The organism is Pseudoalteromonas sp. BSi20439 (genome assembly GCF_000241165.1).
In the GTDB taxonomy this organism is placed as follows: domain Bacteria; phylum Pseudomonadota; class Gammaproteobacteria; order Enterobacterales; family Alteromonadaceae; genus Pseudoalteromonas.
In genome coordinates, this window is the sequence record NZ_BADW01000215.1 from 13,206 (window position 1) to 31,226 (window position 18,021).

General features: G+C 40.0%; 17 protein-coding genes, 1 other RNA gene and 2 pseudogenes. 15 read left to right on the forward strand and 5 right to left on the reverse strand.

Going from position 1 to position 18,021, the window contains the following annotated elements; all coding sequences use genetic code 11:
- The first annotated feature begins 63 nt into the window (after nucleotides 1-63).
- From P20439_RS16050 to P20439_RS16105, 11 genes and pseudogenes are all read left to right on the forward strand, one after another.
- Nucleotides 64-564 carry a hypothetical protein gene (locus tag P20439_RS16050; RefSeq protein ID WP_008110881.1) on the forward strand — a complete coding sequence of 167 codons (501 nt, stop codon included), beginning with the start codon at nucleotides 64-66 and terminating at the stop codon, nucleotides 562-564.
- Nucleotides 565-577: 13 nt separating this feature from the next.
- Nucleotides 578-1,387, forward strand: a complete 810-nt coding sequence (gene mutM / locus P20439_RS16055) for a bifunctional DNA-formamidopyrimidine glycosylase/DNA-(apurinic or apyrimidinic site) lyase (protein WP_008110879.1) — start codon at nucleotides 578-580, stop codon at nucleotides 1,385-1,387.
- Between the two features lie 308 nt (nucleotides 1,388-1,695).
- Nucleotides 1,696-2,124 (forward strand): 50S ribosomal protein L13, encoded by a 429-nt coding sequence (rplM, locus tag P20439_RS16060; protein WP_008110876.1) that lies wholly within the window; start codon nucleotides 1,696-1,698, stop codon nucleotides 2,122-2,124.
- Between the two features lie 8 nt (nucleotides 2,125-2,132).
- Nucleotides 2,133-2,525: a 30S ribosomal protein S9 gene (gene rpsI, locus P20439_RS16065; RefSeq protein ID WP_024600778.1), complete on the forward strand. Its 393-nt coding sequence runs from the start codon at nucleotides 2,133-2,135 to the stop codon at nucleotides 2,523-2,525.
- A gap of 177 nt (nucleotides 2,526-2,702) precedes the next feature.
- A pseudogene (locus P20439_RS18765) lies at nucleotides 2,703-3,046 on the forward strand (four helix bundle protein).
- 528 nt (nucleotides 3,047-3,574) lie between these two features.
- On the forward strand, nucleotides 3,575-4,165 hold the full coding sequence (gene petA / locus P20439_RS16075) for a ubiquinol-cytochrome c reductase iron-sulfur subunit (RefSeq protein WP_008110867.1): 591 nt from the start codon (nucleotides 3,575-3,577) through the stop codon (nucleotides 4,163-4,165).
- Complete coding sequence (locus P20439_RS16080; protein WP_008110864.1) at nucleotides 4,165-5,430, forward strand: cytochrome b N-terminal domain-containing protein; 1,266 nt, start codon at nucleotides 4,165-4,167, stop codon at nucleotides 5,428-5,430. The genes petA and P20439_RS16080 overlap by 1 nt, the downstream gene beginning before the upstream one ends.
- Nucleotides 5,427-6,170, forward strand: coding sequence for a cytochrome c1 (locus P20439_RS16085; protein ID WP_008110862.1), 744 nt, complete (start codon nucleotides 5,427-5,429; stop codon nucleotides 6,168-6,170). Before P20439_RS16080 ends, P20439_RS16085 begins: the two co-directional genes overlap by 4 nt.
- 79 nt (nucleotides 6,171-6,249) lie before the next feature.
- Nucleotides 6,250-6,876, forward strand: a complete 627-nt coding sequence (gene sspA, locus P20439_RS16090) for a stringent starvation protein SspA (RefSeq protein ID WP_008110861.1) — start codon at nucleotides 6,250-6,252, stop codon at nucleotides 6,874-6,876.
- A pseudogene (locus P20439_RS16095) lies at nucleotides 6,876-7,312 on the forward strand (ClpXP protease specificity-enhancing factor). Before sspA ends, P20439_RS16095 begins: the two are co-directional and overlap by 1 nt.
- Nucleotides 7,313-7,716: 404 nt before the next feature.
- Nucleotides 7,717-8,885, forward strand: a protein-coding gene (locus P20439_RS16105; RefSeq protein ID WP_138956980.1) for an IS3 family transposase whose coding sequence is annotated in 2 segments (ribosomal slippage) — nucleotides 7,717-7,987 and nucleotides 7,987-8,885 — 1,170 coding nt in all. Because the reading frame shifts where the segments join, the coding sequence is not laid out codon by codon here.
- 198 nt (nucleotides 8,886-9,083) lie between these two features.
- Here the strand turns inward: P20439_RS16105 and dolP are convergent.
- From dolP to P20439_RS16125, 4 genes are all read right to left on the reverse strand, one after another.
- Complete coding sequence (dolP, locus tag P20439_RS16110) at nucleotides 9,084-9,650, reverse strand: division/outer membrane stress-associated lipid-binding lipoprotein (RefSeq protein WP_008468380.1); 567 nt, start codon at nucleotides 9,648-9,650, stop codon at nucleotides 9,084-9,086.
- On the reverse strand, nucleotides 9,643-10,236 hold the full coding sequence (locus P20439_RS16115; RefSeq protein ID WP_008110721.1) for an SIS domain-containing protein: 594 nt from the start codon (nucleotides 10,234-10,236) through the stop codon (nucleotides 9,643-9,645). The genes dolP and P20439_RS16115 overlap by 8 nt, the downstream gene beginning before the upstream one ends.
- A 141-nt stretch (nucleotides 10,237-10,377) precedes the next feature.
- A complete protein-coding gene (locus P20439_RS16120) occupies nucleotides 10,378-10,749 on the reverse strand; it encodes a YraN family protein (protein WP_008110719.1) in 372 nt (123 codons plus the stop codon).
- 9 nt (nucleotides 10,750-10,758) lie between these two features.
- Nucleotides 10,759-12,639 (reverse strand): penicillin-binding protein activator, encoded by a 1,881-nt coding sequence (locus P20439_RS16125; protein WP_036934486.1) that lies wholly within the window; start codon nucleotides 12,637-12,639, stop codon nucleotides 10,759-10,761.
- Between the two features lie 60 nt (nucleotides 12,640-12,699).
- On the opposite strand from P20439_RS16125, the gene rsmI reads away from it, so the two are divergent.
- The 3 genes from rsmI (at nucleotide 12,700) to P20439_RS16135 (ending at nucleotide 16,056) form a co-directional block, all read left to right on the forward strand.
- On the forward strand, nucleotides 12,700-13,557 hold the full coding sequence (gene rsmI, locus P20439_RS16130; RefSeq protein WP_008468384.1) for a 16S rRNA (cytidine(1402)-2'-O)-methyltransferase: 858 nt from the start codon (nucleotides 12,700-12,702) through the stop codon (nucleotides 13,555-13,557).
- Between the two features lie 42 nt (nucleotides 13,558-13,599).
- An RNA gene (gene rnpB / locus P20439_RS17985) (RNase P RNA component class A) lies at nucleotides 13,600-13,965 on the forward strand.
- Between the two features lie 321 nt (nucleotides 13,966-14,286).
- Nucleotides 14,287-16,056: a site-specific integrase gene (locus tag P20439_RS16135; RefSeq protein ID WP_036934491.1), complete on the forward strand. Its 1,770-nt coding sequence runs from the start codon at nucleotides 14,287-14,289 to the stop codon at nucleotides 16,054-16,056.
- A gap of 17 nt (nucleotides 16,057-16,073) precedes the next feature.
- On the opposite strand, the gene P20439_RS16140 is transcribed toward P20439_RS16135, so the two are convergent.
- Nucleotides 16,074-16,610, reverse strand: coding sequence for a hypothetical protein (locus P20439_RS16140; RefSeq protein WP_008468387.1), 537 nt, complete (start codon nucleotides 16,608-16,610; stop codon nucleotides 16,074-16,076).
- Between the two features lie 468 nt (nucleotides 16,611-17,078).
- Here P20439_RS16140 and P20439_RS16145 point away from each other — a divergent pair.
- A partial coding sequence (locus P20439_RS16145) for a hypothetical protein (RefSeq protein WP_138956981.1) occupies nucleotides 17,079-18,021 on the forward strand: 943 nt, incomplete at its 3' end.

Here is an 18,021-nt window from a genome sequence, read left to right on the forward strand (position 1 = left end):
TATAGACAGTGTAATTAAGTTTTGGTTACACTTTAAATCGATATTATTAATTGGAAGACCCGCATGCAACTCGGCCGAAAAGGTTGGAACAATGTTATTATTTTTTCGATGTTGATTATGATCTTCTTTTTAAATGGGCTGCATAAAAACATAGGGAATGATGAAACACAGGCGCAACTACAGCCATTACTTCCTCCTCAAAGTTTTGTATTAACACTTAAATTTATCGACCAAAAAATTGAGCGTATTGGCACTAGTTGGCGTACTACTGCTTTGCAAAAAAATATACCGCTTAGCTGGCAAGGTTCAGAGCAGCAACTTAGTGAGCTAGTTTATTTATGGCAAAATACCGCGCTGATGACCACCATTACACCTGATGCGCTTGATATGAATAAGCCACTATCGGTAGCCACGTTTGAACTCGCCGGTGAGCCCCTACCTTGGGTGTACTTATTATTTGAGGCGCATGGTCAGTATTATTTATTCGATAAAACCAGTCAGCGATTATTGTTGCTAGATTTAACCACTGCAAAACAATTATTTCCAAGTTTTACCTTTTCATAAGTGAGTATTATTAATGCCTGAATTACCAGAAGTAGAAGTTAGCCGTATGGGCATTACCCCCCATGTGCTAAACCAAGTTGTGACTAAGGTAAATATTCATAATGCTAGTATGCGCTGGCCTGTGCCAGATGAGGTGTATCAACTTGAAGGGCTGGTGGTTAGTAGTATTGAGCGCCGTGCTAAATACTTATTGTTAAAGTGCGAGTTAGGCTCGGCTATATTGCATTTAGGTATGTCGGGGAACTTGCGGGTTGTAAACGCCAATGAACCACTTAAAAAGCACGACCATGTGGAGTTTATTTTAGCGAATAATAAGGCGCTGCGTTTAAACGATCCGCGTCGCTTTGGTTGCTGTTTATGGCAAGCGCCCAATGAAGAGCATAAGTTACTTGCTAAATTAGGCCCCGAGCCACTCACCGATGACTTTTTTGCTAAACGTGTTTATGAGCAATCTCGTAATAAAAAAGTGCCCGTTAAGCAATTTATTATGAATAACGCCGTGGTGGTAGGGGTTGGTAATATTTACGCTAACGAATCATTATTTAAAGCAGGTATCGATCCGCGAAAAGAAGCCGGTAAAGTAAGCCTAAAACGCTACCAAGCGTTAATCCCAATTATAAAAGACACCCTAGCCGCAGCAATTACTCAAGGCGGCACAACGTTGAAAGACTTTGCCCAAAGTGACGGTAAGCCAGGCTACTTTGCGCAACAGCTATTAGTGTATGGCCGAAAAGGCCAGCCTTGTGTAAATTGCGACACAGCACTAACAGAAATTCGTTTAGGCCAACGCAGCACCGTTTTTTGTGAGGTGTGTCAGAAATAATAAAGGTAAAGAGTAAAGTTCTCGGACGACGGGCTGCGGGTAACGGGCCTCGAAGCTCGTACCTCGCCCCCCGTAGCCCGACACTCGACCCCAAACTTTTCTTGCGGAAAAAACAACCGGCCGGTAGCAATGTAGTTTAAGTGCTGGTATACTCCCGCGTCTGCCACGTTGCGTTCTATGTCCTCATATAGTTTAGCCACTTGTGAGCGGCGAAAAAGTCTAAAACTCGAAGGGGTTGTAGCATACTTAGAGCGGTAGTTAATAATAACTACCTGTGGTTTTAATTGAAAAACATTGGATTTTTATAAATGAAAACGTTTGTTGCTAAACCAGAAACAGTAAAACGTGACTGGTACGTAGTTGACGCTGAAGATAAAACTTTAGGTCGCATCGCTACTGAAATCGCTCATCGCCTACGCGGTAAGCACAAAGCTGAGTACACACCACACGTAGATACTGGTGATTACATCATCGTTATCAACGCTGAGAAAGTTACTGTTACTGGTAACAAATTCAAAGATAAAGTGTACTACGCTCACTCTGGTTTCCCAGGTGGTCTTAAGTCTACTACTTTTGATAAACTTCAAGCTGCAAAGCCTGAAATGATCATCGAAAAAGCTGTTAAAGGCATGTTGCCACGTGGTCCTTTAGGCCGCGCTATGTTCCGCAAACTTAAAGTTTACGCGGGTACTGAGCATAACCATGCTGCACAACAGCCTCAGGTTCTAGACATTTAAGGAGCACTATCATGGCAAATCAATACTACGGTACAGGTCGTCGTAAAAGTTCAAGTGCTCGCGTATTCTTACGCCCAGGCACTGGTAACATCGTAATCAACAAGCGCTCTTTAGAAGAGTACTTTGGTCGCGAAACAGCACGCATGGTTGTTCGTCAAGCTCTTGAGCTTGTAGACATGACTGAAAAATTTGACCTTCACATCACCGTTGCCGGTGGTGGTACTACTGGTCAAGCTGGTGCTATCCGTCACGGTATCACTCGTGCACTTATGGAGTTTGACGAGTCACTACGTCCACAACTTCGTAAAGCAGGTTTCGTTACACGTGATGCACGTAAAGTTGAACGTAAGAAAGTGGGTCTTAAGAAAGCGCGTAAGCGTCCACAGTTCTCAAAACGTTAATTTTTACGTTATCAAGAATTCAAAAACCCAGCTTATGCTGGGTTTTTTGTTTTTAGATAATGAGTTTCGAGTAACGGGCTACGAGAACCGAGCTGCGAAAGAGATTAAGTTCCGTGCGTTAAATTATATGTTTACTATAGTTTATGATGAAAGCGGGATTAAGGCTAAGGAGTGGTTGTGAGGTATGAAAGTTTAGATGTATGGAAAAAGTCTTTCTCATTAAGTTTGTTTGTATACCAAACCTTTGCTGCTTTGAGGGATTTTGGCTTAAAAGATCAAATGTGTCGAAGCGCAGTTTCAGTCCCTAGCAATATTGCAGAGGGTTATGAGCGTTACTCTGATAAAGAAAGAGCTTTCTTTCTGTAGCTAAAGGGTCTGTCGGTGAATTAAAAACTCAGCTAATGATTGCTTTTGAATTAGGTCATATTAATTGTGAGCAAACAGAATACGCTTTAAATGAATGTGAAAGCATTGGGAAAATGCTTGGTAAATTAATCTATATGATTAAAAATGCACGATAACCCCGAACCCCGAACCCCGAACCCCGAACCCCGAACCCCGAACCCCGAACCCCGAACCTCTTACGACTAATGTCGACATTAGCTTGATCACAATCGGCAAAGCATGCGTATTTATTGAACGAAAGCTTAAAAATGACCGACTAACGCAAAAAAAGTTAAATAATTATCGCAATTAGTTTAAATCCATCAGTTAATTGGTGAATTTTTTTGCTACAATTGGCGGGCAAATAAAGTGAATGAGTTTAATGTCGCCAAATTCAGTTGTTACTGTACTTAGTTGGTGAGATTGTACTTGTTTACAAATTGTTTTTACGGAAGCGATACTATAGTCATTTGGTTTCATACTCGAGCTTACTTAATCAACTATTTGAGCAAGTCAGGTTTATTCGAGCAGGAGGCTGTGAATAACCTTGTTTTAAACAAGGGTTTTAATTATGATCGTTTCTCTTTTAAAATTCGAAAAATTAACCTGCTGTAACTGATGTTCTCAATATAGCAAGTGTTGAGAATCATAGTGGAGATAAGTGGATGAGCAATGCGCCTGTAGACAATGGCCGACGTCGCTTTTTAACCATAGCTACCTCTGTTGTTGGTGGTGTTGGTGCGGCTGGGGCTGCTGTTCCTTTTATTGCGTCTTGGAATCCAAGTGAGCGAGCTAAATCTGCGGGTGCGCCTGTAGAAGTAGATATCAGCAAACTTGAGCCAGGACAATTAATACGTGTCGAGTGGCGTGGTAAACCTGTATGGGTTGTATCACGGACCCCAAAAATGCTTGAGCAGATGAAAGAACATGAAGGTCAACTTCGTGATCCGCAATCGCAAGAGCCACAACAATTAGAATCATCAACCAATGATTTCCGTTCATTACGCCCAGAGATTTTTGTCGCTGTAGGTATTTGTACGCATTTGGGTTGTTCACCTAGCTTTTTACAAGGTGGCTTTGGTGAGAAAGTGGAAGGGACTGATGACGGTTTTTACTGTCCATGTCACGGTTCTAAGTTTGATATGGCCGGCCGTGTATTTCAATCGGTACCTGCACCATTAAATTTAGAAGTTCCACCTTATACTTTTCTTGATGAGACCACTATTTTAGTGGGCGAAGAACAAGGGGTGGCCTAATGTTTGGAAAAATTGTTGAGTGGATAGACGACCGTATCCCAATGACACGTGTTTGGAACATGCACATTGCACAGTATCCAGCACCAAAAAACTTTAACTTCTGGTACTTCTTTGGCTCACTCGCTATGTTAGTACTAGTTAACCAAATCCTTACCGGTATTTGGTTAACGATGAACTATGTACCATCTGCTGAAGGTGCGTTTGCATCAGTAGAATACATCATGCGTGATGTAGAGTACGGTTGGTTATTACGTTATTTGCATTCAACGGGTGCATCTGCGTTCTTCATCGTTGTTTACATGCATATGTTCCGTGGCATGATCTACGGTTCTTACCAAAAACCACGTGAATTACTGTGGTTATTCGGTATGTTTATTTTCCTAGCCCTAATGGCTGAAGCGTTCATGGGGTACTTATTACCATGGGGTCAAATGTCGTTCTGGGGTGCACAGGTAATCATTTCACTGTTCGGCGCTATTCCGGTAATTGGTGATGATTTAACACTGTGGATTCGTGGTGACTACGTTATTTCGGGTGCAACGCTTAACCGCTTCTTTGCATTACACGTAATAGCATTACCACTGGTTATTGTTATCTTAGTATTTTTACACATTGTTGCATTGCACGAAGTGGGTTCTAACAACCCTGACGGTATTGATAACAAACGTAAAAAAGGAACCGTGGCTGAAGAAGACAAGCCTAAATTTAAGTTCCATGAATACTACACAGATAAAAAAGACATTATTGATGCGATACCGTTCCACCCTTATTACACAGTAAAAGATATTGTGGGTGTGGTTGGCTTCTTAATCTTGTTCTGTTGGGTGGTGTTCTTTATGCCTGCAATGGGTGGTTTCTTCCTAGAAGCGCCAAACTTTGAACCGGCAAACCCACTTAAAACACCAGCGCATATTTTCCCTGTTTGGTACTTTACGCCGTTTTATGCAATCTTACGTGCGATTCCAGACAAGCTAATGGGTGTTGCAGCAATGGGTGCATCTATTGTCGTGCTAGCATTATTGCCTTGGATTGACCGTGGTTCGGTTCGTTCGGTTCGTTACCGTTGTGGTTTCCACAAATGGAACATTGCAGGCTTTGTAGTTACTTTCGTTCTTTTAGGTTGGGTTGGTGCTACACCTCAAACTGACTTTAAAACGCTTGTTTCGCAAATCTGTACTGTGACTTACTTTATGTTCTTCGTACTGTTATTTGTTTACAGTAAGAATGAAAAAACTAAGCCATTGCCTGAGAGGTTAACGAAATGATGAAAAAGCTACTTATTGGTTTATTCGCTTTATCAGTAAACGTATTACCAGCAATGGCGGCAGGCCCGTCAGTTCCTCTAATGGAAGCGGGTAACGATATATCTGATCAACCTTCTTTGCAACGTGGCGCAAAGTTGTTCATGAACTACTGTCTTGGTTGTCACCAAATGCAGTATCAACGTTATGAACGTACTTTTCGCGATATTGGTATTCCAACAGAGATTGGTCAAGAGCAACTTATTTTTGATGGTTCAAAAGTAGGTAGTCATATCAATAATGCAATGAAGAAAGAAGATGCTGCAAAATGGTTTGGTGCGGCTCCGCCGGATCTAACAAATGTTGCGCGTGTGCGTGGCAGTGATTGGATTTATACCTATTTAAAATCGTTTTACAAAGATGAATCTCGTCCGTTTGGCGTAAATAATACGTTATTCCCATCGGTGGGTATGCCACATGTTCTTCAAGAGTTGCAAGGTGTTCCTACTGCAATTACTGAAGAAGTAACAGTAAATGGTAAAACAACCACTCATATTACTGGTACAGAAACAGATGGTACGGGCGAATTAAGTGTAGATGAATATGACCAAGCAGTTCGTGATTTAACGAATTTCCTAGAGTATGTAGGTGAACCTACACGTCTCGAATCGGAAGCGCTAGGTATTAAGGTACTTGGATTCTTAGTGATTCTATTTATCTTGGCATTTATGCTGAAGAAAGAATACTGGAGAGATGTTCATTAAGTTTGAACATATTTAAAGGTAATTTTGCAATAGGGGCTTAAGCCCCTATTGCTGTTTTAGTTATTTAATGGAGGTAGGCATGGCCGTAGCTGCCAATAAGCGCCCTGTAATGACCCTTTTTTCTGGTGCTAACTGTATGTATAGCCACCAAGTACGCATTGTACTTGCTGAAAAAGGTGTAAGTGTAGATATTCATATGGCTGAAAAGGATAATCTGCCAGAAGCACTTCACGAAATTAACCCTTACGGCACAGTGCCAACACTGATTGACCGTGAGCTTGGTTTATATCAGGCAAACATCATCATGGAATACCTTGATGAACGTTTTCCTCATCCTCCACTAATGCCTGTATACCCGGTCATGCGTGGTCGTAGTCGTTTAATGATGCACCGTATTGATACTGATTGGTACAGCCTAGCTGAAAAAATCATTAACAACACCTCTGATGCGGCGCAAGCTCGTAAAGAGCTGACAGAAGCATTACTTGCAATAGCACCAATCTTTAGTGAAGCGCCTTACTTTATGAGTGAAGAGTTTAGCTTAGTTGATTGTTACTTAGCTCCACTGTTATGGCGCTTACCAGAGTTTGGTATTGAGCTAAATGGTGCAGGCTCTAAAGAACTTAAAGAGTATATGATTCGTCTATTTGAACGTGAATCATTTCAAGCTTCTTTAACTGAAGCAGAGCGTGAGATCCGTTTATAATGACTTCTAACCGTCCTTATTTACTACGCGCTTTTTTTGATTGGATTGTTGATAACGAATGCACGCCACACTTAGTGGTTAATGCTGACTTTCCTGCAGTGCAAGTGCCAACACAGTTTGTCCAAGATGGTCAAATTGTATTGAACATAAGCCCTTCGGCGGTTACGCAGTTTTCGTTAGATAATACTCAGCTTAGCTTTAACGCGCGCTTTGGCGGCCAGCCAATGCAAGTGTACGTGCCTTTAGGGGCTGTACTTGCAATATATGCACGTGAAAATGGCGAAGGCACAGTCTTTACTGCAGATGAGTTTTTAGAGGACGAAGACGATTTTGCTCCAGAGCTTGAAAGTGTTGATTCATCACCAGAGATAGTTGATGAAACGCCAGCTCCCAAGCCTGAAAAGAAAAAGGCTCACATTTACGCGTTATAAAATAACCCGTAAATGTTAGATAAAAACCGCTTAATAGGCGGTTTTTTTATGTCTGTATAAATGTGAAAGTTCACGGGCGACGGGCTGCGAGAAACGGGTTAAGATTGACTGGTGTAGCAGCGGACTTATTCCGCGTCTTTAGTGATTCTATTTACCACAGAGGGTGCAGAGCACACAGAGAAAATGATTAAAAACATGTTTTATTTGCTTTGTCTTCTCTGTGTAGCGCGAAGCGCCTCGGTGTACTCTGTGGTTCAAAATGATTTTTAAAGCGGGGCTTTATGCAGCGCAGGATCGGTTTAAGTTCACGAGCGACGAGTTACGGGCCTAAAACCTAAAACCTAAAACCTAATCCCTAATCCCTGATACGACCCTATAAAAGTGGACACTTATTTAAGGAATAAGTGTTATGAAAATCAAAACTAGGCGTAGTCATTCAATTGAATTTAAAACAAAGGCAGTTGAACAATCGTTAGACTCTCCAGATACTGTTAATGTAATAGCTCATCGGCTGGGCATTAACCCTGTCTTATTATCTAAATGGAGACGACAAATGACGTCAAAAAGTACATCTAACCCAATTCAAAACCAAGGCCCTGATAAGTCATATAAAGATTTGGAGCGCCAAGTGCGCAAGCTTGAAAAACAATTGGAAGATGCGCAGTTGGAGAACGATGTGTTAAAAAAGGCGAAGGCCTACTTGGACAGCCGAAAAGAATAAGGTTTGAGTATATTCACCAAGCTGTGACAACTAAGAAAACGATTAAAAAATTATGCACATGGTTGTCAGTATCAAAAGCAGGATATTATAAATGGCTAAAGCACTCATTAAGTCAACGTGCGTCAGAAAACGACTCATTGCTTGAGTTTTTGAAAAAAGTAAGTAGTGATGAGCACTGTATTCCGGGCTACAGAAAGTTGTGGAAAGCCGCTATAGACAATGGGTATGACTGTAGTAAAGGCCGTGTGCAGCGATTACTGCAGAGTATGGGTTACCGCTCAGCCGCGGGTAAACGCCGATATACCCGTAGCGGAAAAAAGCAGGGGCATATCACTGCAGAAAACTTATTGGGTCGTGAGTTTAGTGTTGATGAACTCAATACGGTATGGGTGTCAGACATAACGCAAGTTCGTTGCAGAGAGGGTTGGCAGTACTTATGTGTAATTTTAGATTTATACTCACGCAAAGTCGTTGGTTGGGCAACAAGTCGAGTTAACAGCGCAGATTTGGTGATTAGAACGCTAAAAAAAACATGGGATGCACGTAAACCTGATGGAAGTCGCTTATTATTTCACTCAGACCAAGGCAGCCAGTATCGTGCAAAAGAAACAATATCGTGGTTGAACAACCGACAGGTAACAATTGGTATGTCGAGAAAAGGGAATTGCTGGGATAATGCCTGCTCAGAAAGCTTTTTTGCTCAGTATAAAAAAGAATGGATGAACAATTTAAATGAACTGAGTCGTAGTGAAATGACAGTACAAAGTCGCTTTTATATTGAAAACAACTACAACTCAGTAAGAATGCATGGCACGCTAGGGAATGTGAGTCCCATGAAATACGAGTTAATGAATTAAAACCCCGTGTCTACTTTATCGGGGTCGTATCACCCTAATACCTAATACCTAATACCTAATACCTAATACCGACGCGGGGTGAACCCGCTGCTACAGGCATAAAAAAACCTTGCGATATTAACCGCAAGGTTTTTAAACTTCTCGAACCTCGAACCTCGAACCTCGAACCTCGAACCTCGAACCTCGAACCTGAGATTTTTACAAATACTCAAATACTTTAACTACCCGCTCTACGCCAGAGATGTTGCGAGCTATATTAACGGCTTGGTTTGCTTCAGCGTCAGATACTAGCCCCATTAAGTATACTTCGGCATTTTCAGTCACTACTTTTATATTATTACTGCTGATGTTTTCAGCCGCTAAAAGCTGCGCTTTTACTTTTGAGGTTAACCATGAGTCGTGAGTTTGCGTGGTGATTCCAATATTAGAGCCAATGCGAAGTTGGTTATGAATTTTGCGAATACCAGATAGGTTCTCAATGGTTTTAAACGCTTGGTTTTTCATTTCTTGGTTAGGCACTTGGCCTACCATTAAAACCACGCCATTTACGCTTATTACGCTGATATGAGCAAACTTATTAAGGCGTTCATCTTCGCTAATAGCAATGCTGGCTTTTATTTCAATGTTGTTGTCGTCTATTTGTGAGCCAATGGTTCGTCTATCGTTAGCGGCAGTAACAGCACTGGCTGTACCGGCGACCACAGCAGCGGCACAACCTTGTAATAATACAACAGTGCCTAGAATAATTAGGGAGCGTTTAAACATAATTTTCGTCCTGAGGGAAAAGGGTTAAATCCACCAACTCACTTAAACAGTGGAGGTTCACTAAATGCGATTCAATAATGCGACTCGGGCGTTTAGACGGCGTACGAATTTCTACATCGTTATGGCCAAGCAAGCCAACGAGTTCGCCGCCATCATCGCCTACCATTACTATGACCTTCATATCTTTGGTAAGTGCCGCTTCTACTGCAGAAATTATGTGTTTTTCATTACCATTAATGGCAAGTACCAATAATAAGTCACCTTGCTGAGCAAAGGCACGAACTTGGCGTGCAAATGTATCGTGGTCATCTATTTGATTGCCTTGGCCCAAGTTAATATTTTCTTGTGAGAGAGCGATTGCAGGTAAGCAGGGACGTTCTGTTTCGTAAAAATTAACCAGTACGCCTGCCATGTGTTGTGCCAGCATATGGCAGTTTGCAGTACCGCAACAGATCAATTTATTCCCATTGATCAGGCTTTGTGCAATGGTAAATGCCGCTGATTCTAACGCGCTTGGCAACACTTCGCCTGCAGCTATTTGAACTTGAATACTTTCTTTAAAAATTTCTTTAATTGTATCTTGCATGGGTTACCAACAATTTATCTCTAATTCTGTGTGAGCTCACACCGGCTTTATTAAAAGGTGATTATTTTAGGCGTAAGCTAATGTTTAACTGTATGCTCAACATGAAGCTGTTGTAATCGTCTTATTTTTATACATCAGACATTAAAATACGTTTTTCAGCCAGTTAATATGTAATGACGGTTCGCCTGTTATAGCTACGTAATCAATACGTAATGGCTGGTTTTTTAAGTTTTTAGCACCAAGGTAATGATAAATAGTGCGCTTTAACTTAGCTTGCTTTTGCGGGCTTAGCGCATAATTAGCGCCGCCTTTTATGTTATTTTTACGAAACTTAACTTCAACAAACACTAAGGTGTCACCGTCTTTCATAATGACATCAAGTTCGCCGTAGGGGCAGTAGTAATTCCGCTCAATCGCTTTTAAACCTTGCGCTTCTAAATACTTTTGCGCTTGGCGCTCATAATACTGGCCTTTTTCACGACTATTTTGCCACAGCTGTTTAAACCACGACATGCTAACCCCTTAGTTAATAATGGTTATGCCATCGTTTGCCGACTGCATAAATAGCGGCACAGGGCGTTGTGTTTTTAACTCCACCGGTTTTATTCGGCGGTTGCTGTACTGAGCCCATTGCAGTGAACGTTCAATATCACCGGCACTATTAATCGACAATTTACCGCTCAACCCTGAAAAGTATTTATCGGGTGTAACACTCAATTGTCTAATATCGTTAAGCATGGTGACGGAATCATAAGCCATCGCAAATAAACGTTGGCTTATATCGGCTTGTTCAGGCCATAAATCATTGTATTGCTTACGTAGATTATGCTGCGTAATTTGTGAGTCTAACATCCAAGGCAGTTCAGTAAAGTAGAGTCCGTCTAAATCACCTTTGTCAGTGGTATCTATTTGCTTACTGTGGCTTTTAGAGCTGGCGTAAATAGGAATTCTATCGGCAAAGGTACTCACATTAACATCAAGGTAAGGCTTAATTAATCGGGTTTCAATGGCGTCGCCGAGTATGTAAATGGCATCAATATCGCCACGTGAGCGTGTTTCACTTTCAACTTCTTTATTAAAAAGTGCTTTAACAGATTTAATACGCTCTTTTGACTTATCAACTTCTAACAAGCTAGTAATCGTATTGGGCATATCTTTGTTATCGTTATAAAAACCAACTTGCGTGGTTGTTTCACTATAGCGTTGCCACTGCAGATTAAAGTAGTCAACTAAGCGCTGGCCATTGGTATTATTTGGCGCTAGCAACATCGGCTTTTGATAACCCTGTGCTAAAAAGTGCTCTAGCGTTTGCTGTACTTCATGTTCAGGATTAAGCGCAAAAAAGTAATGTTGCAGCGAGGTTCTTTCGCCATCAAAGGTATTTAAATGTAAGGTGGGTATATCGAGTAATGTATTGGTCTTAGCGAGCTTATCTATATTGGCTTTTAATAGTGGGCCAATAACAAAGTCAGGCTGTAATTGCGAAATCTGTGCGCTCAACGCTTCGGTTTCGGTATTTTCATCAATAAACAGCGTTTCGCTAATCTCTTTTTTATCAAGTGCAGCCAGTATGCCGGCTTTTAATGCATCCCCTAAGCGCTTGTTAGCCCCCGATTGAGGTAATAGCACAACTAAGCGTTCAATATTTAGTGGTGCTAATTCATTGGCGTAAGTATCTTGTTTTGGTAGAACATTGGTACCAGGGTGCCCAAGGTAACGGCGGCGCCAATTATTAATGGCTTGGTCTAAATCAACCGAGCTGTTGGCGTAAACTTGATGATACAAAGCTAAGTTAACCCAACCTTGTTGAATAACCGAGCCACGGTTAAATCGCTCTAATGCATACGAAGAAAGCTGTTTTAAATTTTTCCAAAGTGCATCACTAAGCTGAGGAATTGAAATAGTGTTTTTAGTTGCAGATTCTGACGCCGCAAAAAAATAGGGTGCAGCACGTTTTGGCAAGTTTTGAGAAGCAAAAATGCTGGCAGTTAAAAATTGGTGCCAGGCAAAATGCTCGGGTTGCTTGAGTTGTCCCTCAAGTGAGTTTAATACTTCAAGTGCTTGCTGGTTTTTATTCTGCTCTTTCTGTGCAAAGGCAATATATAAACGGTTTTGAATTTGATCAACACTGGCAGTAAGTGCAAGTTCGCTACATATTGTTTCGAGTAGCGGCCAGTTTTCTTCCGTAATGGCGCTATCACGGGCACTATAAAGCAGTTGAATTTTATCTGCACCAAAACGGTTTTGCGCTAATTGATAAATCGATTGCGCGTTCAGTGCTTCATTTTTCAGCGTATTGGCACTGCTATTTAAGTTATCGCTGGTTTTAGTTGGTTTTTCGGTTGTGCTACACGCCGATAACCCTGACAATATAATTAATAGACTAACTAGTTTAAGTCGCACAATGATTTCCCATACGTTAACGCGATTTGCTTATATTACTGACTGACGCAGGAGACCTCAATGTTAAATGAGGAGAATTCACAGAAAATTGGCACTCTTTACGTTGTTGCCACCCCAATCGGCAATTATGACGACTTAAGTCAGCGTGCAATCGCGACATTATCGCAGGTTGACTTAATCGCGGCTGAAGACACTCGCCATACTGGCAAGCTACTCAGCCACTTTGGTATTAAGGCTAAAACCTTTGCGTTACATGACCATAATGAAAAGCAAAAAGCGCAGCAAATTATCGACCAACTTAATCAAGGGTTAAATATTGCATTAGTATCCGATGCCGGCACGCCGCTTATAAGCGACCCTGGTTATGCCGTTGTTAATTTATGCCGTGAGCAGGGCGCACTTGTAACACCTGTACCTGGTGCATGCGCTGCTATTACGGCGGTATGTTGTTCAGGGCTGCCAACCGACCGTTTTCAGTTTGTTGGCTTTACGCCCGCTAAAAGTAAAGCACGCCAAGATTTTTTTATTGATGCGGTTAACTCAAGTATTACCAGTATTATGTATGAAAGTACCCACCGTATTATGGCAAGCTTAGACGATTTAGAAGCAGCGCTAGGTGGTGAGCAGCAAGTGGTATTTGCCAAAGAGCTCACTAAAACATTTGAAACCTTTTTTAATGGCACAGTGACTGAGTTAAAGCAGTTTTTAACTGACGATCCTACTAAACAGCGCGGTGAAATAGTACTCATGCTGCCGGGTAAACCTAAGGTAGTTGACGATATTCCGCCAGAGGCACGCAAAATGTTAGCGCTACTTGAAAACGAAATGCCAATGAAAAAAGCCTGTGGCGTGGTGGCCGATTACTTTGGTATGAAGAAAAACGCGCTGTATAAAACAATTATTGAAGAAAAACAGTAAATGTTTACTGCGTAGTGTGGTGCTCTCATGTATACTGCGCGCCGAGTTAGCCAAGATAATCGCTGCCTGCAACGAAAATGCGCAGGGGGAGGAAAGTCCGGGCTCCACAGGGCAGAGTGCCAGTTAACGGCTGGGGGGCGTGAGCCCACGACAAGTGCAGCAGAGAGAAGACCGCCAATCTTCGGATTGGTAAGGGTGAAAGGGTGCGGTAAGAGCGCACCGGACCGCTAGTAATAGTCGGTTGCAAGGTAAACTCCACTCGGAGCAAGACCAAATAGGGTTCCTTATGGCGTGGCCCACGTTGGAACCGGGTAGGTTGCTTGAGCCATAGAGCGATTTATGGCCTAGACGAATGATTATCACTTTCTTCGGAAAGGACAGAACCCGGCTTACCGGTTGACTCATAAATTTCCATAACCGCCTGATTTTTCAGGCGGTTTTTGGAGGTTTATTATAAGCAAAAGCAATTGTGCCACCTAGTGTGCCACCGAGTTGTGCCACCGCAAAGCAACGACCTCACCAAGAGGCCATTATGAAGTCAGTTGCAGGTGCAGAATATTTATATATCCGCAAAGGTACATTTTACTTTCGATATAAACTTCCAAAATCCTTCTTAAAAAAGATATTCGAATCTCTTTAAATACCCAGGATTTAAACCACGCCCTTGTTCTTATTAAATATTTAACTCCTACCGTCAACAACTTAATCTCTTTACCCCTATATCACAAAATGTCTGATAAACTACAAAAAGAACAAGTAATTAATGCGATTAAGCTGGATATGAAGAGACGACTTGAGCAACATCATATAGATCAAATTTTAGCTTCTGAAGAGGTGCTTTTTAAAGATAACCTCAATATTACTAACGCTTTAAGTCGCGTCCACCTTACTTCAGACACCTTAAGTGATCCAAGTATCAGTACAATTGGCGCAGAAACTAGGCAAATTTTCTTTGATTTGTGTCAGAAGTATGAAAATTTAAGCGATATGATTCAAAACGAACCTATTGAGTCTGACCCTGAATTGCTCATCTTGGTTTCCTATGTATCTAAATTACTTCTGCTAATGAACAAGCGAAGCTTAAAAGAAGTCCACACTGATAAAAATATAGATGTTGAAGTACGCCACATGGCTCATATGATGCATTTATTCAATGGCGGTGAGATAGAAGTAGACTCTCTAAATAAAGGTAGTTTTAACCACAATAATGACGATGAAACCTACTATGGAGGGGCTGCTATTGAGCGGAATAATAATATTTTTAAGATAAACCATTTAGCTGATAAATATGGGTTTGAAATCCCACTAAGCGCTATTAATTATAAAATATTCAATGAGAAGCTCATCAGCTCAGAACTATTGCTTAAAGAGTTAGCTGATGCTGTCTTCAGCAAAGATACTATTAAGGTCAGAGAGATTGAGGCGTTGATAAAAAATAATCTTATAAGCAACCCTGTAATCCTTCCTGACCCTGAATTAACACAGAATAAAGAAATCAAACCATTTAGCAGTGTTTACCAAGAATTTTTAAACTTTAAAATTGAAAAAGAAAACCTTAGTGACAAAATGCAAAAGGACTATGAGCGGTGCCATACTGTTTGGCAATTATTAACCGAAGATGCCGACATTGCTTCATATGAAGCTAAGGATATCGGTATTTTTATTGATCAGTGTTTTGATTTGCCAAAAATGAATGTAGCTCCGTTTAACAAAATGACTATGTCAGAGCGTGTAGCAGCAGATGTACCCGAAGATAAGCGTATTGCACCAAAATCAGTACAGGGCTATTACAAGTGGTTACAAAGTGTTTTTGCGTACGCTAAAAGGGATACAATTAGTTATATCAAACAGTCCCCTTGCACCATAAAAAGAGACTTTACTCAAAATAAGCGTGGGCCTTTTACTGATACAGAGTTAAGTTTATTTCAAGAATTTGCTTTAAAAGAGACGACAAGCTGGAAAAAATGGAGCTTATTACTAGCAATCTATACTGGGGCGAGAAGAGGTGAGCTTTTTCAGTTACGAGCAGAAGATATTAAAAGAGACCAAGATAGTGGCTTACATTATATATTGATTACTGATGAGCATGAGTCACAGAAGGTGAAAACTGACAATGCCCGCAGAAGAATACCTGTCCACTCTAAACTTATTGAATATGGCTTTTTAGATGTTGTCAGCAGTACTACAGGGCGCATATTGAGCGGTATCGATAATAGAAATACTATCACATCTTGGTTTGGGAGATTAATGTCACAATTAGATATTGATTCAAAGACAGAATTAAATCATATCCGCTCTTTTCATAGCTTCAGACACTCATTCATTACAAAAATCAGAAATGAAAGCCGTGAAAACTTAGACTTATATATACTTCAGCAGATCGTTGGCCATGAGCTATCTAATGGTGGTATTACAGATAATTATACACATCACACCGCGTCAATAATCAAGCTTAGTAGTGTTATCGAAGGTTACAAGATTAATCCAACTTCTTATTAGTTAATGTTAATCATTATTTATTCTAGGGACTTAAGCTTTTTTAGTTCGGCTTTATTCTGGCTCATATGGATAAAAATTTTATTCATAGCTTTTTTAAAGTTAACTCTATCTGCAACTTTTGGGTTGAATTCAAGTGTTTCATTTGGAGAGCCATCTTCGCCTAATTGATTAACAAGGCTAGATATAAGGTTTAAGGTGTCATTATCTACAAAGATGGTTTTTCCATTTTTATTAGAAGCTAATTTACGACAATTATTTTTCCATTTTCTATAGGAGTCTGTAGGTAAGCTTAAAACAAGTGATCTAAGCTCATTTAGATAAACAGCTAAAATTTCTTTATCTCTCTTGCGCTTACAACCGACTATTTGTATCACCTTTCTATCTTCTTCATCATAGTCTTTTAAAGTTAATTTAGTTTTCGTTTTTACTTTTTTCGCTAATATTGCCTCTAAAGATTTTACATGGACTTCGTCTGAAGATGAGCGCTTTAGCTGCGCTAATAATTTGTCCGAAAAAAGAATTAAATGTGCATATGGTACGTTTCTCTTACTCATAGTTTCCCTAAATTTATTTGTATCATTAGGCACTATTCTACATGTGTATAATAAAATTTTAACTATTTATCTAATGTATATTTATTGAATTATTAGCGCGTAAATTCAAAACTTTACACATGAATTCACACGTCCTTTTATTGCGTTAAACCAGTGAATTCACGTGTCCTCTTATTGCTTTTAAACTTGTGAATTCATGTGTCTATTAATGTTTTTAACCAATGAATTCATGAGTTTTTATTGCTTCTAATTAGTAAACTTAAAAGTGTAACTAGTGATTTTATATTTTATTGGTTATTGAAATTACCAGTTAAAACTCTGTATTTAAAGGCTCATGATAAAAGTGTAAACCCTAATATAGATATTGCGTTACAAATACATGTATGTGGATTAGTGCTTATGTAATACAGCAGAGCATCATTAATCAATACATGACTAACAATACATTATATAGAGTGGTTTATGGGTATGAAAAACACATCATCAGCAAATGAGAAAAGTCATCATTGTCAGAAAAACATTCAGAATATAGACCTGTTTTTAAAGGGTAATCATTATAAAGATAATGCCATAGTAAGTGATATTCTTGTGCAAAAAGAGTTTGCAATGGCGCAAGATAAATTGCTTTTTTCTATGACTAAATTCCCTGAAAAATACTTAGAACTTGATTGCGATAAGTTAAGCTTCAATTTCAAAGTTTCTTATGCTGATTATAAACAATTATCCAATCAGATATGTAAAATTAAAACTGCGAAGAGGCAGGAGATACTTAGGATTAAGCTCTATCCAGTTGATGATAACAGCCCCATTAAAAAACTTGGAAACTTACTTGTATACAAAAAATGTGATTTGTCGTTAGTGACAAATCTTAAAAATAGCGTTAGCGTTTTTTTAGGGATGCGAACAGGTAAACAATATGGATTGAGGGTAGATTTCACGCCATCAAAATTTAGTGATGATGAGTTAAATACAATCTTTTATCATATCCAAACTGTATTGGGTAAAACACGATACAAGCAATTGATGATGTCAGCTAAAGTAAGTAGAGTTGATATTGGTTGTAATCTAGTTGGGATCTATAAACCTATCATAGCGTTGCTCCCAAAGTACAAATCTATTAGGACTTGTAATAGCTACCCCAATAGAGATAAATGCCCAGTTAGGTATCGTGTAAATAGTTTCATTGTAACTGAAAGCTATTACTGCGGCTCAATTAGATCAAGCCATTGTGTTGTTTATGACAAAGGTTTAGAAAGTGGGAAAAAAGTAGTAGGCCATACAAAGCCTACGACTAGAATAGAATACCGTTATTTAGTGCATAAAAGTGGGAAATCATTAAAGCTAAATGGTTTGGCTTCGCTTGAACCCAAACTGCAAAATTATTGGTTTATAGCCCCTTGGGTTTATAAGT

Excerpts from the sequence above, each read along its gene's own strand:
- P20439_RS16050 (WP_008110881.1), top strand. The coding sequence starts at position 64 with ATGCAACTCGGCCGAAAAGGTTGGAACAATGTTATTATTTTTTCGATG.
- mutM (WP_008110879.1), top strand. The coding sequence starts at position 578 with ATGCCTGAATTACCAGAAGTAGAAGTTAGCCGTATGGGCATTACCCCC.
- rplM (WP_008110876.1), top strand. The coding sequence starts at position 1,696 with ATGAAAACGTTTGTTGCTAAACCAGAAACAGTAAAACGTGACTGGTAC.
- petA (WP_008110867.1), top strand. The coding sequence starts at position 3,575 with ATGAGCAATGCGCCTGTAGACAATGGCCGACGTCGCTTTTTAACCATA.
- P20439_RS16080 (WP_008110864.1), top strand. The coding sequence starts at position 4,165 with ATGTTTGGAAAAATTGTTGAGTGGATAGACGACCGTATCCCAATGACA.
- P20439_RS16085 (WP_008110862.1), top strand. The coding sequence starts at position 5,427 with ATGATGAAAAAGCTACTTATTGGTTTATTCGCTTTATCAGTAAACGTA.
- sspA (WP_008110861.1), top strand. The coding sequence starts at position 6,250 with ATGGCCGTAGCTGCCAATAAGCGCCCTGTAATGACCCTTTTTTCTGGT.
- dolP (WP_008468380.1), bottom strand. The coding sequence starts at position 9,650 with ATGTTTAAACGCTCCCTAATTATTCTAGGCACTGTTGTATTATTACAA.
- P20439_RS16115 (WP_008110721.1), bottom strand. The coding sequence starts at position 10,236 with ATGCAAGATACAATTAAAGAAATTTTTAAAGAAAGTATTCAAGTTCAA.
- P20439_RS16120 (WP_008110719.1), bottom strand. The coding sequence starts at position 10,749 with ATGTCGTGGTTTAAACAGCTGTGGCAAAATAGTCGTGAAAAAGGCCAG.
- rsmI (WP_008468384.1), top strand. The coding sequence starts at position 12,700 with ATGTTAAATGAGGAGAATTCACAGAAAATTGGCACTCTTTACGTTGTT.
- P20439_RS16135 (WP_036934491.1), top strand. The coding sequence starts at position 14,287 with ATGTCTGATAAACTACAAAAAGAACAAGTAATTAATGCGATTAAGCTG.
- P20439_RS16140 (WP_008468387.1), bottom strand. The coding sequence starts at position 16,610 with ATGAGTAAGAGAAACGTACCATATGCACATTTAATTCTTTTTTCGGAC.